This window comes from Niallia taxi, from assembly GCF_004005475.1.
In the GTDB taxonomy this organism is placed as follows: domain Bacteria; phylum Bacillota; class Bacilli; order Bacillales; family Cytobacillaceae; genus Niallia; species Niallia taxi.
Genome location: NZ_RZTZ01000001.1, coordinates 608741 through 625350, shown reverse-complemented (window position 1 = coordinate 625350; position 16610 = coordinate 608741). Strand labels below are relative to the sequence as shown.

Sequence of the window (16610 nt, the reverse complement as noted above, 5' to 3'; positions counted from 1 at the left end):
CGTACAAAAATAGATATAAAGCTATCGTACCAAAAAAAGCAGGAAAAGACTATCATAAAATTTTTTCGGAAAAAGTAGTTCGTACAGAAGAGTTGCTATTAAAGGGAGTAAACCCAGTTTTTCTGCTGAAAAACATCGGGTTTTTGACAATTCTTTTATCTAAAACTTAAAAGATGTCTAGATTTGTATTAGGATATTTATTGACATGTACGAACAACTATCATAGAATTTTTAGTATAGAATACGCTTACATAAATACAACCATACAATTTCAGAACAAGTACCTATTCTTATTACTAGTATAGAGAGGAAAGTGAATCTGATGGCAGTTAAAGCTTTTGATTTAACGCAAGTAAGAATAACAGATGGTCCCTTTAAGCATGCAATGGAATTGAACATGGAATATCTTCTTCAGCTTGAACCAAATAAGCTATTGTCTAGATATAGAGAATATGCCGGATTAGAACCAAAAGCGAGCCACTATAATGGCTGGGAGGAGCAAGGTATTTCCGGACATACTTTAGGTCACTATTTATCTGCGTGCTCACTGATGGCTGCTGCGACTGGTGACAGCAGATTCAAAGACAGGGCGGCTTATATTGTCGAGGAGCTTGCGTTATGCCAGGAAGCAGACGGAACAGGATTAATCTCAGGAATTCCAAGAGGAAAAGCGATATTTCAGGAAGTAAAGGAAGGAAAAATCTATTCCCAAGGCTTCGATTTGAATGGAGGCTGGGTGCCTTTATATACCATGCATAAAGTGTTTGCAGGCTTACGGGATGCCTATTTGCACACAGATAATGAGAAGGCTCTTGCAGTAGAAACGAAGCTTGGGCTTTGGCTTGAGGATATGGTAAAGGACCTTTCAGAAGAACAAATGGATGAATTGCTGAAATGTGAGTTCGGAGGAATGGCTGAGGTGCTTGCTGATTTAGCTGTACATACTGGTGAAATGCGCTTTTTTGCACTTTCAGAAAGATTTTATCACAAAGAGGTGCTTGATCCATTAGCAGATAAAAAGGATGCACTCGCAGGAAAGCATGCCAACACACAAATACCAAAAGTTGTTGCTGCAGCAAGGCAGTATGAGATATCCGGCAACGAAACATATAAGGAAATATCAGAGTACTTCTGGAATACGGTTGTTCATGAGCATTCCTATGTAATAGGAGGAAATTCTCTTAATGAGCATTTTGGCGAGGCAGGTAAGGTAAATGATAGATTAGGTGAAAATACATGCGAAACATGTAATTCGTATAATATGTTGAAATTGACAAAGCATCTTTTCAGATGGAAACCGACTGCTGAGGAGGGAGATTATTATGAAAGAGCACTTTATAACCACATACTCGCATCCCAGCATCCAGGTGATGGAAGTGTTTGTTATTTCGTTTCGCTCGATATGGGTGGCCATAAAAAGTATAACTCAAAGTTTGACAGCTTTACATGCTGTGTAGGATCAGGCATGGAAAACCATGCAAGCCATGGAAATGCTATTTATTTTCATGACGAAAGCAAGCTTTACATCAATCAATACATTTCTTCACGACTTGAGTGGAAGGAAATGGGAGTTGTTGTTGAGCAAAAAACAGCATACCCGAAGAATGGCAGAATCAGGATAGAAATAGCTGCCTCTGCAGACAAGGCTTTTACTTTAACGTTAAGACACCCGTATTGGGCAGAAAAAGGAATGTTCATTGCGATTAACGGAGAGGATTATCATCATGAAACTAAACCAGCTAGTCTTATAGAAATAGATAGAGCTTGGAAAGATGGAGATGTACTTGAGGTTGACATCCCGATGACACTTCGTAAGGAAGCAATACTTGATAATCCAAACAGGGTTGCATTTTTGTACGGACCAATTGTTCTAGCAGGTGATTTGGGGGAGATAAGTGATGCCCAAAAGACGAAGGACCTGTTGTTCACACCAGTGCTAGTAGCAGATGATAGTCCGTTACAGCATATCAGCATGTTAAGTGAAGAGGCATTTGCGCTGGAAGGAATAGGGAATCCAAGAGATGTGGAATTAAAACCGTTTCACCTGCTTCATGATAGAAGTGCGACAGTTTATTGGGATGTTTTTACGAAAGCTGAGTGGGCTGAAGCAGAGAAATCTTATAAGGCAGCAATTCAAAAGGAGCAGGAGCTTGAAGCAAGAAGCATCGACTTCGTTCAGCCAGGAGAAATGCAGCCGGAAAGAGATCATCAATTTACAGGAGAACATGTCGGGATTGGGACAGTGTCAAATCGAAAATATCGAGACACATGGCCAAATGGACATTTCAGCTTTGCTCTTAAGGTGTTGCAGGACCAAGAAAATAGTCTGATAGTAGCTTATACGAAAAAGGAATGGGAAAGTATGCATGGCTTTGATGTACTTGCAAATGAAACAAAGCTGCAGAACGGTAAGCTGGAATGGGAAGAAATGAATCAGTTTGTTTATATTAAATATACGCTACCAAAAAATGTTGTAACAGAAGGAGTCACCCGCATTACATTCCGTGCACAAGCAGAGAAGAGGGTACCTAAAGTGTTTGAGCTGCGGATTGTAAGGGACTAAAAACAACAGAGGATAAAATTTTAAAAAAATAAAAAAAGAGATTGAAATAATCTTCAGAGATGGTAGAATGACATTAAGGTTATACGTACAAGTTGATATAAATATTGTGGTTGTAAGGATGAATATGAAATCAGTGTACAACAGAATATGCTGCTTCTTGTACGTATAAAAACACCAATAAGTAATGTGGATGAAGAATTAGAGTGATCAACATTCCAATTATCATTTTTGAAAACGCATACTTTATCAGAGAGGAGATTATTACATGGCAAAGTATTCAATAGGGGTAGATTATGGAACGCAATCAGGAAGAGCAGTTCTTGTTGAGGTTGGAACAGGCAAAGAGGTGGCAACTGCTGTTAAAGAATACACGCATGGTGTAATGGACGAATATTTGCCTGATGGAACAACAAAACTGGAGCATGACTGGGCGCTTCAGCATCCAGCTGATTATTTAGAAGTTTTGCAGATTACGATTCCGGAAGTTTTGCAGAAAGCAAATGTTTCTAACGAAGATGTTATTGGAGTTGGCATAGATTTTACTGCTTGTACGGTCCTGCCAATAGACAATAATGGCATTCCGCTTTGCTTCCTGCCAGAGTTTAAGCAAAATCCGCATAGCTACGTGAAATTATGGAAGCACCATGCGGCACAGGATGAAGCAAACCGCTTGAATGAAATTGCTGCACAGCGAGGAGAGGCATTTTTACAGCGTTATGGCGGCAAGATTTCTTCTGAATGGGCAATTCCAAAAATATGGCAAATCTTAAATGAAGCACCAGATATTTACGAGGCAGCAGATCAAGTGCTTGAAGCAACAGATTGGGTTATTTCCGAATTGACGGGAACAATCACTCGAAACAGCTGTACAGCAGGCTATAAGGCAATTTGGCATAAGCAGGATGGCTACCCAAGCAAGGAATTCTTTCAAGCCCTCGATCCACGGCTTGAAAATGTAGTAGAAGAAAAGCTGTCTACAGATATCTATTCAATTGGATCAAAGGCAGGAGAAATTACGGAAAAAGCGGCTAAATTAACAGGCTTAAAGGCTGGCACAGCCGTTGCAGTCGCTAATGTCGATGCACATGTTGCCGTACCAGCAGTTGGGATAACAGAAGCAGGTAAGCTGCTTATGATTATGGGGACTTCTACATGTCATATCCTGCTTGGCGAAACAGAAGAAATTGTGCCAGGTATGTGCGGTGTCGTTGAAGATGGTGTAATTCCCGGATATTTAGGTTATGAAGCAGGCCAGTCTTGTGTTGGAGATCATTTTGAGTGGTTTACAGAGAATTGTGTTCCAGAAAGCTACGAGCAGGAAGCCAAGGAAAAAGGATTAAATATCCATCAGCTGCTGACAGAAAAAGCAAGCAAGCTGAATGTTGGCGAAAGCGGACTGCTTGCACTTGATTGGTGGAACGGAAACAGATCAACACTCGTTGATGTTGACTTGACTGGTGTTTTGCTTGGCGCAACCCTTTTAACAAAACCAGAGGAAATTTATCGTGCACTTATTGAAGCAACTGCCTATGGCACAAAAATGATTGTTGAAACATTTCGAGCAAGCGGTGTGCCTGTTAATGAAGTATATGCAGCAGGAGGCATTGCCGAAAAGAATGAACTGATGATGCAAATTTATTCTGATGTGCTGAACATGGATATTAAGATTTCCGCATCCTCGCAAACGCCAGCACTTGGAAGTGCCATGTTTGGTGCTGTGGCAGCAGGTAAGGAAAGAGGTGGCTATGATCATATTAATGAAGCCGCTAAAGATATGGGCAGAATTAAAGATCATATTTATCAGCCAATCGAAAATAATGTAAACGTTTATGGAAAGCTCTTTGATGAATACGCTCGTCTTTATGATTACTTTGGACGAGGTGAAAATAATGTTATGAAAACACTAAAGCAAATTAAAAAAGAATCTGCTTTACCAAGCAAGGAGGATAACTATGCTAGAGAAGCTTAAGCAGGAAGTGTTAGAGGCAAACCTGATGCTGCCGCAGCATAATCTCGTCACTTTTACTTGGGGGAATGTAAGCGGTATCGATAGAGAAAGTAAGCTTGTTGTCATAAAGCCAAGTGGAGTTCCTTATGACAAGTTGAAGGTCGAGGACCTTGTCGTGACAGACCTAGACGGAAATATAGTAGAAGGTGATTTGAATCCTTCATCAGATACAGCAACACATCTTGCCTTATACCGAGCATTTCCCGAAATTGGCGGAATTGTACATACACATTCTCCGTGGGCAACAAGCTGGGCACAGGCTGGAAGAAGAATACCAGCATTAGGAACAACACATGCAGACTATTTTTACGGTGAGGTTCCTTGCACGAGAAAGCTGACAGAGGATGAAGTAAACAGAGCATATGAGCTGGAAACTGGTAATGTCATCATCGAAACAGTTCGTAACGAGGGAATTGATCCGAAGGCACTGCCGGGAATATTAGTGACAGGCCATGCGCCGTTTTGCTGGGGGAAAGATGCTGACAATGCCGTGCATAATGCGGTTGTACTTGAGGAGGTTGCCAAAATGGCGCTTCATACGCTGCAGCTGAATCCAGGTGTTGAGTGGATTGACCAATATTTGCTTGATAAGCATTACTTAAGAAAACATGGTGCTAATGCCTATTACGGACAAAACAAAGCAGAAACAAAACAAGAAACGTCAAACTAATTATTGCCAGGAGGAATTAATATGTTAAAGACAAGAGAATACGAATTTTGGTTTGTTACTGGAAGCCAGCTCTTATACGGAGAAGATGTATTGAAGCAGGTGGAGGAGCATTCAAAAACAATGGTAAATGCGTTAGACGCATCTTCTTCATTAAGCTATAAACTAAGGTTTAAAGCAGTCGTTAAGGATGCAGATTCTATTAGAAGACTTGCTTTAGAGGCAAATGCAAATGAGTCATGTGCAGGTATTATTACGTGGATGCACACATTCTCTCCATCAAAAATGTGGATTGCAGGCTTATCAGCATTACAAAAACCTTTATTGCATTTCGCGACACAATACAATCGAGATATTCCTTGGGAGTCCATTGACATGGATTTCATGAACCTTAACCAATCTGCACATGGTGATAGGGAGCATGGTTTCATTGGAAGCAGATTAAAATTGAACAGAAAGGTCATCGTTGGTCATTGGGAGAATGACGAAATTCGCGGGCGTATTGGAAGCTGGATGAGAACAGCAGCGGCGTTCTCAGAAAGTAAAGTATTGAAAGTTGCTAGATTTGGAGATAATATGCGCCAAGTAGCTGTTACAGAGGGCGACAAAATTGAAGCCCAAATTAAATTAGGCTGGACAGTGAACGGGTATGGAATCGGAGATCTTGTCGCTAAGATGAATGAAGTAAGTGATGAGGACCTTACTGCATTGTTGGCCGAATATGAAGAGAAGTACGATATTGTCCCAGCAGGTTTAGAGGAAGGGCCAATCAGGGAGTCCATCCGTGAACAGGCCAAAATAGAATTAGGAATGAAGGCATTCCTTGAAGAAGGTAATTATACTGCTTTTACAACAACATTCGAAGACCTTCATGGTATGAAGCAGCTTCCAGGTTTAGCTGTGCAAAGACTGATGGAGCAAGGCTATGGCTTTGCAGGAGAAGGGGACTGGAAAACAGCAGCGCTCGTTCGTCTTATGAAAATTGTTGCAGGTAATGAAGGAACTTCCTTTATGGAGGATTATACTTACCATTTTGACCCAGAAAATGAAATGGTTCTTGGCTCTCATATGCTTGAAGTTTGCCCGACTATTTCGGCAACAAAACCGAAAATTGAGGTTCATCCTCTAGGTATCGGCGGCAAGGAGGATCCTGCACGGATCGTGTTTGATGGAAGAGGCGGTTTGGCGTTAAATGCTTCCATTATTGACCTTGGCCATCGTTTCCGTCTTCTCGTTAATGAAGTGGATGCACTACAGCCAGAAGAGGAAATGCCAAATCTGCCTGTTGCAAGAGTGTTGTGGAAAACACAGCCTTCCTTAAGCCAAGCTGTTGAAAATTGGATTCAAGCAGGCGGAGCTCACCATACATGCTTCTCTTACGTTGTTTCAACAGAGCAGCTTCGAGACTTTGCAGAATTGGTGGACATCGAGCTTGTTGTCATTAACAATGACACAAACTCTATTGCATTCCAAAATGAATTGAAATGGAACGATATGTTCTATCGCTTAAAATAACAAGCAATTAAAAAGTTAGTAGATTCTTCTATGAATCAATTAAACAGCATGATAAGTCAGAACTTCCATTACAATTCTAGATTTTTAGAACAATGGAGGCTCTGACTTCAGCCGTTTTATCGCATGCAATTGTGCAATACATAGCTTTTTCATAAAAGGAGGAAATAAAGATGGCAAATAAGGTAATCATCAACACTGATGTAAAAAAGGGAAAAATCAACAAAAATATATATGGACATTTTGCGGAGCACTTAGGCAGATGTATTTATGAAGGAATATGGGTTGGAGAGGAGTCGCCGATTCCAAATACAAAAGGAATTAGAAATGATGTATTAGAGGCACTGAAAAAAATAAATATCCCTGTCTTGAGATGGCCAGGCGGGTGCTTTGCTGACGAATATCATTGGAAGGATGGAATTGGTCCAAGAGAAGACAGAAAACGGATGGTAAATACACATTGGGGCGGCGTTGTCGAAAATAATCATTTCGGAACACATGAGTTTATGCTGCTATGTGAGCTGTTAGGTACACAACCGTATATATGCGGAAATGTGGGGAGCGGCACTGTCCAAGAAATGTCCGAATGGGTGGAATACATGACGTTTGAAGGAGAGTCGCCAATGGCTAATTGGCGTCGTGAAAATGGCAAAGACGAACCATGGAAGCTTACTTATTTTGGTGTTGGTAATGAAAACTGGGGCTGCGGCGGCAATATGCGACCAGAATATTATGCAGACCTTTATCGCCGTTATCAGACATATGTGAGGAACTATGGGGACAACAAGATTTATAAGATTGCTGGCGGTGCTAATGTTGATGATTATAATTGGACGGAAGTACTAATGGAAAATTCTGGACATCTTATGGATGGGTTAAGCCTTCATTATTACACGATTCCCGGCGACTTCTGGACTGGCAAAGGTTCTGCACTGAACTTCCCTGAGGATGAATGGTTCATCACGATGAAGAAAGCGATCCACATGGATGAATTGATTTCAAAGCATGGCAACATCATGGATAAATATGATCCGGATAAACGAGTCGGCATGATCATTGATGAGTGGGGCACATGGTTTGATGTGGAGCCAGGTACAAACCCGGGCTTCCTGTATCAGCAAAATACGATTCGCGACGCAATTGTTGCAGCATTGCATTTTAATATTTTCCATCAGCACTGTGATCGTGTCCAAATGACGAATATCGCTCAAACGGTGAATGTTCTGCAGGCAATGATTTTAACGGAAGGAGAAGAAATGATTCTAACGCCGACATATCACGTTTTTGATATGTACAAAGTACATCAGGATGCAGAGCTGTTGAGTGTGGATACGCAAATCGGAACGTATGAATATAATGGTGAAACTCTGCCGCAGGTTAGTGTAACAGCATCGAAGGATGGAAATGGCAATATTCATGTAAGCTTCTGTAATATTGACCATGTTAATGGAAACTCTTTTGAGCTGGATTTACGTGGATTAAGCAATGCTGCTAAAGTGTCTGGCACAATTATCAAAGCAGATGTGATGAATGCCCACAACAGTTTTGAAGCACCAGAAACAGTGAAGCCTGTTGCGTTTGAAGATGTGGAAGTAAACGGAAGTGTGCTGTCTGTAAGCATTCCGCCAATGTCTGTTGTCACATTAGCAATTACAGAAGATTAAGGTGAGACTATGAGTGAAAATATATGCAAGGGCTGTGTTGAAAGTGTGATAGTTTCAGAGGAAGTCATTGAGGAGCTGCTTATGGAAGCAGCAGAAACGCCTGAAAAGCTGGTGTGTGACTCCATTTATCAGGAAAGGCTTGGCATTTGCTCCTCTTGTGCTTCCTTGCAATATGGAACAACATGTGCCTATAGCGGTTGTATTATCCGCTATAGAGCCAAGTTTAAAGGGAAGGCTTGTCCTAATATAGGAAATCCAAAATGGCATAAAGTTGTATAAACTTCACAATAAAATCTTCTAAATGAAAGGAAGTAGAGCATATGACAGCGAATAAAGCAAAGATGATTCTGGAAAAGGACTTCAAAGTTGGAGAAATCGATAATCGAATTTATGGGTCATTTATTGAGCATCTCGGAAGGGCTGTATATGGAGGTGTTTTTGAACCGAATCATCCGGAGGCAGATGAGAACGGTTTCAGGAAGGATGTTATCAATCTAGTTAGAGAACTTCAAGTACCCCTTGTCCGCTATCCAGGCGGAAACTTTGTGTCTGGCTATAACTGGGAAGATGGAGTCGGTCCTGTTGAAAGCCGCCCGCGCAGATTGGATTTGGCTTGGAGAACGACAGAGACAAATGAAGTAGGTACGAATGAATTCATGAAATGGGCAAAGCTGGTAGGAGCAGATGTAAACATGGCAGTCAACCTTGGTACAAGGGGAATTGATGCAGCGAGAAATCTCGTTGAGTACTGCAACCATCCAGGCGGCTCCTATTACAGTGATCTTCGTGCTTCGCATGGGGTAAAGGAACCATACAATATTAAAACATGGTGCTTAGGAAATGAAATGGATGGTCCTTGGCAAATCGGACATAAAACTGCAGCAGAGTATGGGCGAATAGCCCAAGAAGCTGCTAAAGTGATGAAATGGGTTGACCCATCCATTGAACTGGTAGCCTGCGGAAGCTCACACCGCAATATGCCGACATTTGCAGATTGGGAAGCAACAGTGCTTGACCATACATATGACCATGTAGATTATATTTCCTTACACCAATATTACGGAAATCAGTCTAATGATGTAGCCAATTATCTGGCTTTATCACTCGAAATGGATGACTTCATCTCCTCTGTCATATCGATTGCAGATTATGTGAAAGCAAAAAAACGAAGCAAAAAGAAAATAAATCTATCCTTTGATGAGTGGAATGTCTGGTATCACAGCAATGAAAATGACAAGTTAATTGAGCCTTGGAGTATTGCTCCGCATCAGCTTGAGGATATTTATAATTTTGAGGATGCGTTACTTGTTGGCTGCATGCTTATTACGATGCTAAAGCATGCGGACAGACTGAAGATTGCTTGTTTAGCACAGCTTGTCAACGTTATAGCCCCAATAATGACAGAGGATAATGGGCCAGCTTGGAAGCAAACCATATTCTATCCGTATATGCATACGTCTGTTTACGGGAGAGGCGTTTCGCTAAACCCAATTGTCTCTAGTCCGAAGTACGACAGCAAGGACTTTACAGATGTTCCTTATTTAGAATCAACAGCAGTTTATAACGAGGAAAAAGAACAGTTGACTATTTTCGCGGTAAATCGTCACTTGGAAGAAGGGCTGCTGCTTGAATGTGATATTCGTAATTTTGAAGACTATCAGGTTGTCGAGCACATCGTTTTAGAAAATGATGATATTAAGGCAGAAAACAGTGCAGAAAAGCAAAAAGTGGAACCGCATACAAACGGAAATGCCGAGTGGAAGGACGGCATTATAACAGCTGTCCTGCCAAAGCTCTCTTGGAATGTCATTCGTTTAGAAAAAAGATAAATGAAATGGAAGGATGAATTTGATGAAATCAACAAAAGAACATTATGGGAAAATCGGCAGCAAGGAAGTAACTCAATATAAACTCATAAATGATAATGGCATGGAGGTTTCATGCATTAATTACGGATGTATTATCACAAGTATTTTGACACCAGATAAAGAGGGGAATATCGAGAATGTTGTCCTTGGGTATGATTCACTTTCAGGATATGAAAATGATTCCTACTTTTTAGGAGCAGTTGTTGGTAGAATTGCAGGCAGAATTAAAGGAGCATCCTTTGAATTGGATGGACAGAGCTATACACTTGCTAAAAATGATGGTCCCAACCACCTGCACGGCGGAATAAAAGGCTATAACACGGTTGTCTGGGAGGCAGAGGCTGTAGAGGAGGCTGGCTCAATTGGCGTACAGTTTACGCATACAAGTCCTGATGGCGATGAGGGATATCCTGGAGAGCTAAAGCTTACTGTTACTTATTTACTGTCTAATAATAATGAATTGGTTATCCGTTATTCTGGCATTTCTGATAAAAAGACAATTATCAACATGACAAACCATTCGTATTTCAATTTAAGCGGCAATTATAAAAGCGATATTCTGAACCATAAGCTGACAATAGATGCTGATCATGTGTTGGAATTGGATGAAGAGTTGCTGCCGACAGGTGTTGTTGCAGATGTCCTTCATACAGCCTTCGACTTTAGAGAAGGAAGACTAATTAAAACAGGGCCAGAATCAAGAGAAGCACAAATTTCACTTGCTGGTGATGGCTATGATCATCCATTTCTATTAAATAAAGAAAAAAGAGACGAAATTTTATTGGTAGACGAAGAGTCTGGAAGAACACTTACAATTAATACCGATGAAGCAGGAGTAGTTCTGTATACAGGCAACCAAATCGATGAGTCTGACAGATTTGGCGATGTGCCAGCAAAACGTTACCATGGACTTTGCCTTGAAACGCAAGGACTTCCAGATGCCATTAACCAGCCTGATTTTCCAAGCTGGATAATAGATGCTAACAAGGAATACAAAACAACAACCACCTACCGTTTTGGAACATTAGCTTAAAGCTAGCAGTAAAAGATATGGTGAATTAAAAGGAGGAGCTGTCAATGGAAACCTTTATTGCCGAAATTCATGATTTAAGTAAAACATGCAGCTGCCAAAATGAACATAATGAAATACCGATTGAAAGTATTGTAGTTAAGAGTGGAGCGCTGAACAAGGTAGCTCACTACCTTACCAAGAAGTCATTTAAATATCCTAAGATCGTAGCTGATGATAAGACAATGAAAGCAGCTGGAGAAAAATTAGCAGAATTGCTGGAGGCAGAAGGTATAAAAGTAACTTCCTGCCAAATTACTCCAGATGAAAACGGCGATGTTGTAGCAGATGAAAAGGCCCTTGTCCAAGTACTGCTGGAGACGGGAAAAACCAGTGATGTTATGATTGCAGTCGGATCTGGCACTATCCATGATATCACGCGCTTTTGCAGTGCTACTTTAAATATCCCATTCATTTCTGTACCAACTGCACCTTCTGTTGATGGATTTACATCATTAGGAGCACCGCTTATTGTTAGAGGGGAAAAGAAAACATTTCAAATGACGTCCCCAATCGCTGTTTTTGCTGATATTGATGTGTTGAAAAACGCACCAAAAGAAATGATTGCAGCAGGTGTCGGTGATGTCATTGCAAAATACACGTCACTTGCTGATTGGAAATTTGAGCGCTATGCAGCAAACGCTCCTTTTTGTGAGCTATCTGCAGAATTAACCCAGCTTACATTGGATGAATGTGTAAATAATATTGATAAAATCGCATCAGCAGACGAGGAAGGCATTACTATATTAATTGAAAGCCTGATTAAGTCAGGAATTGCCATGCTCGTGTTCGGACAATCACATCCTGCTTCAGGCGGAGAGCATCATCTATCCCATTACTGGGAAATGGACCTTTTGAAAAACAATCGTCCACAAGTCCTTCACGGAGCAAAAGTCGGGGTAACTACTATATTATTAAGCTCCATATATAAGACAAAGTTCCTTGCCGAGCTGGAAAATATACTAGACAATCCTGCAATTCAAGAAAAACATGAGCAACTCTTGGTAAATATAAGAGAAAATAAGGATCAAATAAAACAAATCATTCAAGCAATACCAGATCCTGCAGATACAAGAAAGCTAATGGAAAGCTTAGGAGGACCAGTTACACCAGAAGAGCTGGGCATTTCTGACTCGTTAGTACAAGAAAGCCTTAAGCACGCCCACAACCTGCGCGACCGTTACACAGTTTTGAAGTTTCTTAACGAAGTTTTACAAACAGAGTATGACACTGTCGCAAAAGTATAAGAGAAATACAACCTGCTGTTCGCAACAGCAGGTTGTATTTTTTTTAATAAGGAGAGTGCTAGTTCTCCCTTGTTTCCCAGGCTATTAAAAAAGATAAGGTAAACAAACCTGCTGCTTTAAATCAGCAGGTTTTTTGCTTTGGTGATAAATAGATGGTTAACTTTTGAATACATCCTTGAAAAGAAAGCAAAGATAAGTATCAAGAATCATTTTCAATAAAAATAAAAAAAATAGAGGAAATCCCCTTTATTTGTAAAATATTTAGATTATTAGACAATTCTCTCAGAAAATAAAGCTGTTTAACACGGATTAAAATCGAAATTACTCGAGAAATAGCAGGAAGACCATCCTTTTTATCTCTTTATCTCCAAAAATATGAAAAAATAAAGAGGAAAACGGTTGACTGAAAGCGTTATCCGTATTATGATGTAATCATAAATTATCAAAACATAACCAAAACATAACAACAAGAATGATGATAGTATGAATAAGTTTTCCCGAAATAATGAAAAGAGAACGGTGGTTGCAGCCGTACTAAAGTAAATAGGGAAGCGATACAATCAACTTATTAGCTGTTAAACAGCCGAAATAATATCTGGAGGAGGAAATGAGGATGTCTACAGTTACAGCTGAAAAACTGAAAAACTATATTAATGGTGAGTGGGTTGAAAGCAATACGACTGTTTACGAAGAGGTATACAATCCTGCTACAAAAGAAGTCATCGGTCGTGTTCCTATTTCCACAAAGGAAGATATTGAACAAGCAACAAATGCTGCCAGAGCTGCGTTTGAAAAATGGAAGAATGTCGCTGTACCAAGAAGAGCAAGAATCTTATTCAACTATCAGCAATTACTAACAAAAAATAAAGAAGAGCTAGCAAGACTGATTACAATCGAGAATGGAAAAAACCTGACGGAAGCGCTTGGAGAAGTACAGAGAGGCATTGAAAATGTTGAGTTTGCTGCAGGTGCGCCAACATTAATGATGGGTGATTCTCTTGCTTCAATCGCAACAGACGTAGAAGCAACAAACTACCGTTATCCAATCGGTGTAGTCGGCGGTATTGCGCCTTTCAACTTCCCGATGATGGTACCATGCTGGATGTTCCCAATGGCCATTGCTTTAGGCAACACCTTCATTCTTAAGCCATCTGAAAGAACACCGTTATTAACTAGAAGATTAGTAGAATTATTCACAGAGGCCGGTCTTCCAAAAGGGGTATTCAATGTAGTTTATGGAGCACATGATGTTGTTAATGGCATCTTGGAGCATCCGGAAATCAAGGCTATCTCCTTTGTTGGCTCAAAGCCTGTCGGTGAATATGTATATAAAAAAGGTTCAGAAAATTTAAAGCGTGTTCAAGCGCTAACAGGTGCGAAAAACCATACAATCGTCTTAAATGATGCTAACTTGGAAGAAACGGTTACAAATGTCGTTTCAGCTGCATTCGGTTCAGCTGGTGAACGCTGCATGGCATGTGCTGTTGTTACAGTTGAAGAGGGGATAGCAGAGGAGTTCATGGCTGCATTAGAAGAAAAAACAAGAAGTATAAAAATAGGAAACGGCCTTGAGGATGGAGTGTTTTTAGGACCTGTTATCAGAGAAGAAAATAGACAAAAAACATTGGGCTATATTGAAAGAGGCATCGACGAAGGAGCAAATCTTATTGCAGATGGTCGTAAAAACGCCCCTGAAGAAGGATACTTCGTTGGTCCAACAATCTTTGATAATGTCACAACAGATATGACAATCTGGAAAGAGGAAATATTCGCTCCTGTTTTGTCGATCATGCGTGTGAAAAACTTAAAAGAAGCAGTCGAAATAGCCAACCAGTCGGAATTTGCAAATGGTGCATGTCTATTCACATCAAATGCATCCTCTATCCGCTATTTCAGAGAAAACATCGATGCAGGTATGCTAGGAATTAACCTTGGAGTACCAGCACCTATGGCATTCTTCCCATTCTCTGGCTGGAAGTCTTCCTTCTATGGAACACTTCATGCAAACGGCAAGGACAGTGTCGACTTCTATACTCGTAAAAAAGTCGTCACAGCACGTTATATATCGCCATCTTTTGATTGATAAATAGATTACTTGTTTTTCGTGAATTTTTTGCCGCGATCAGAGTTAAAGCTCTGATCGCAAGGCTTAAGGAGGAAACCACATGAGTGAGCTGCTGCGCAAATTTCAGCATACAGAAGCAATAGATGGTGTGAAAGTTATCCATGATGTTACGAAAGAAAACTCCCCGTTAAACTATGTTGGTTTTAAATTAATTGAATTATCCCAAAAAGCTCAATACAAAGAGATGCTTGGTTCTGAAGAATGCTGCATTGTTGCTGTGACAGGAAAAATTACTGTCAGTGACGGCACCGCTGTATTTGAAAATATCGGCACACGAGACAGTGTGTTTGAACGGATTCCAACAGACAGTGTCTATGTTTCCAACGGGGCTGAGTTCACAATCTCAGCAACCAGCACGAATGCCAAGGTTGCCCTTTGCTATTCGCCATCAGAAGAAGCAAAGCCTACAAAATTAATTAAAGCAGAAGAAAATAGTGTAGAGCAAAGAGGGAAATTCAATAACCAACGCCTTGTCCATAATATCCTTCCGGATTCGCATCCTGCTGCCAACAGCCTGCTCGTTGTTGAAGTCATTACAGAAACTGCGAATTGGTCAAGCTACCCTCCCCATAAACATGACCAGGACAATTTGCCAGAGGAATCCTTTTTGGAAGAAACGTACTATCATGAAATCAATCCAAAACAAGGCTTCTTGTTTCAACGTGTATATACTGATGATCGCTCATTAGATGAAACGATGGCAGTAGAAAATGGGGATGTGGTCATTGTTCCTAAAGGATATCACCCTGTCGGAGTACCTGACGGCTATACATCCTACTATTTAAATGTCATGGCAGGACCAACAAGAATATGGAAATTTCATAATGATAAAGATCATGAATGGATTTTAAACCGCTGATAAATAAGGAGGATTCTTCCCATGAAATATGAATTCAATTCAGATAAAGAGTTTGATTTAATTGCAATTGGCAGAGCCTGCATCGATTTAAATGCAGTTGAATATAACCGTCCAATGGAAGAGACGATGACATTTTCCAAATATGTCGGCGGATCACCAGCAAATATAGCAATTGGCAGCAGTAAGTTAGGCTTAAAAGCCGGCTTCATCGGTAAAATTGCTGATGACCAGCATGGCCGATTCATCAAAAGCTATATGCAAGGTGTCGGCATTGATGTTTCTAATATTGTGACAGACAAAGATGGTCATAAGACAGGCCTTGCTTTTACAGAAATAAAAAGCCCTGATGAATGCAGCATTCTGATGTACAGAGATGATGTAGCGGATTTATATCTTGAGCCTTCTGAAGTTAACGAAGAATATATTAAAAAAGCAAAGCTGCTGCTTGTATCAGGAACAGCTCTTGCTGCAAGTCCGTCAAGGGAAGCGGTAATTAAAGCGGTTCAGCTTGCAAAGAAAAATGGCGTTAAGGTTGCATTTGAACTCGATTACCGTCCTTATACGTGGAAATCTCCAGAAGAGACAGCTGTTTATTATTCTCTTATTGCATCACAGGCAGAGATTATTATTGGGACACGTGATGAGTATGATGCGATGGAAAATAGGAAAGATGGGCGCAATCAAGAAACAGTGCAGCATCTCTTTGGCCAAAGTGCAGAATTAATTGTCATTAAGCATGGTGTTGACGGTTCATACGCATATGTGAAGTCAGGTGATGTATTCAGAGCGCAAGCCTATAAAACGAATGTATTAAAAACCTTTGGAGCCGGAGATTCCTATGCATCAGCTTTCTTATATGCATTAATTTCTGGCAAGAAGATCGGCGAAGCATTAAAATACGGCAGCGCGTCCGCTTCCATTGTTGTCAGCAAGCACAGCTCTTCTGAAGCAATGCCACAAGTGGAAGAAATTGAGGAACTAATTGCTAAGAACGAAAAGATAGAAGCACCAAGATAGGAGGCAAAAGA

Annotated in this window: 12 protein-coding genes; all 12 read left to right on the top strand. The window is 40.5% G+C overall.

Features of this window, described 5'->3' with window-relative positions; translation table 11 throughout:
• Positions 1-322 precede the first annotated feature (322 nt).
• The 12 genes from EM808_RS03020 (at position 323) to iolC (ending at position 16599) form a co-directional block, all read left to right on the top strand.
• Complete coding sequence (locus EM808_RS03020) at positions 323-2563, top strand: glycoside hydrolase family 127 protein (RefSeq protein WP_127735621.1); 2241 nt, start codon at positions 323-325, stop codon at positions 2561-2563.
• Positions 2564-2828: 265 nt separating this feature from the next.
• Positions 2829-4532 (top strand): ribulokinase, encoded by a 1704-nt coding sequence (gene araB / locus EM808_RS03015; protein WP_127735618.1) that lies wholly within the window; start codon positions 2829-2831, stop codon positions 4530-4532.
• A complete protein-coding gene (gene araD / locus EM808_RS03010) occupies positions 4516-5241 on the top strand; it encodes an L-ribulose-5-phosphate 4-epimerase (protein ID WP_127735615.1) in 726 nt (241 codons plus the stop codon). Before araB ends, araD begins: the two co-directional genes overlap by 17 nt.
• Before the next feature lie 21 nt (positions 5242-5262).
• Positions 5263-6753 (top strand): L-arabinose isomerase, encoded by a 1491-nt coding sequence (gene araA, locus EM808_RS03005; RefSeq protein WP_127735612.1) that lies wholly within the window; start codon positions 5263-5265, stop codon positions 6751-6753.
• 170 nt (positions 6754-6923) lie between these two features.
• On the top strand, positions 6924-8414 hold the full coding sequence (locus EM808_RS03000; RefSeq protein ID WP_127735609.1) for an alpha-N-arabinofuranosidase: 1491 nt from the start codon (positions 6924-6926) through the stop codon (positions 8412-8414).
• A 9-nt stretch (positions 8415-8423) separates the two neighbouring features.
• Complete coding sequence (locus EM808_RS02995; RefSeq protein ID WP_127735606.1) at positions 8424-8693, top strand: DUF6171 family protein; 270 nt, start codon at positions 8424-8426, stop codon at positions 8691-8693.
• Between the two features lie 41 nt (positions 8694-8734).
• A complete protein-coding gene (gene arfA, locus EM808_RS02990; RefSeq protein WP_127735603.1) occupies positions 8735-10243 on the top strand; it encodes an arabinosylfuranosidase ArfA in 1509 nt (502 codons plus the stop codon).
• 22 nt (positions 10244-10265) lie between these two features.
• On the top strand, positions 10266-11315 hold the full coding sequence (locus EM808_RS02985; protein ID WP_127735600.1) for an aldose epimerase family protein: 1050 nt from the start codon (positions 10266-10268) through the stop codon (positions 11313-11315).
• Positions 11316-11359: 44 nt separating this feature from the next.
• Positions 11360-12598, top strand: a complete 1239-nt coding sequence (locus tag EM808_RS02980; protein ID WP_127735597.1) for a sn-glycerol-1-phosphate dehydrogenase — start codon at positions 11360-11362, stop codon at positions 12596-12598.
• Positions 12599-13211: 613 nt separating this feature from the next.
• The gene (iolA, locus tag EM808_RS02975) at positions 13212-14681 is read left to right on the top strand and encodes a methylmalonate-semialdehyde dehydrogenase (RefSeq protein ID WP_127735594.1); all 1470 of its coding nucleotides are present in this window, start codon (positions 13212-13214) and stop codon (positions 14679-14681) included.
• A gap of 82 nt (positions 14682-14763) precedes the next feature.
• A complete protein-coding gene (iolB, locus tag EM808_RS02970) occupies positions 14764-15582 on the top strand; it encodes a 5-deoxy-glucuronate isomerase (RefSeq protein WP_127735591.1) in 819 nt (272 codons plus the stop codon).
• A 21-nt stretch (positions 15583-15603) separates the two neighbouring features.
• The gene (gene iolC, locus EM808_RS02965; protein ID WP_127735588.1) at positions 15604-16599 is read left to right on the top strand and encodes a 5-dehydro-2-deoxygluconokinase; all 996 of its coding nucleotides are present in this window, start codon (positions 15604-15606) and stop codon (positions 16597-16599) included.
• Positions 16600-16610: the final 11 nt, after the last annotated feature.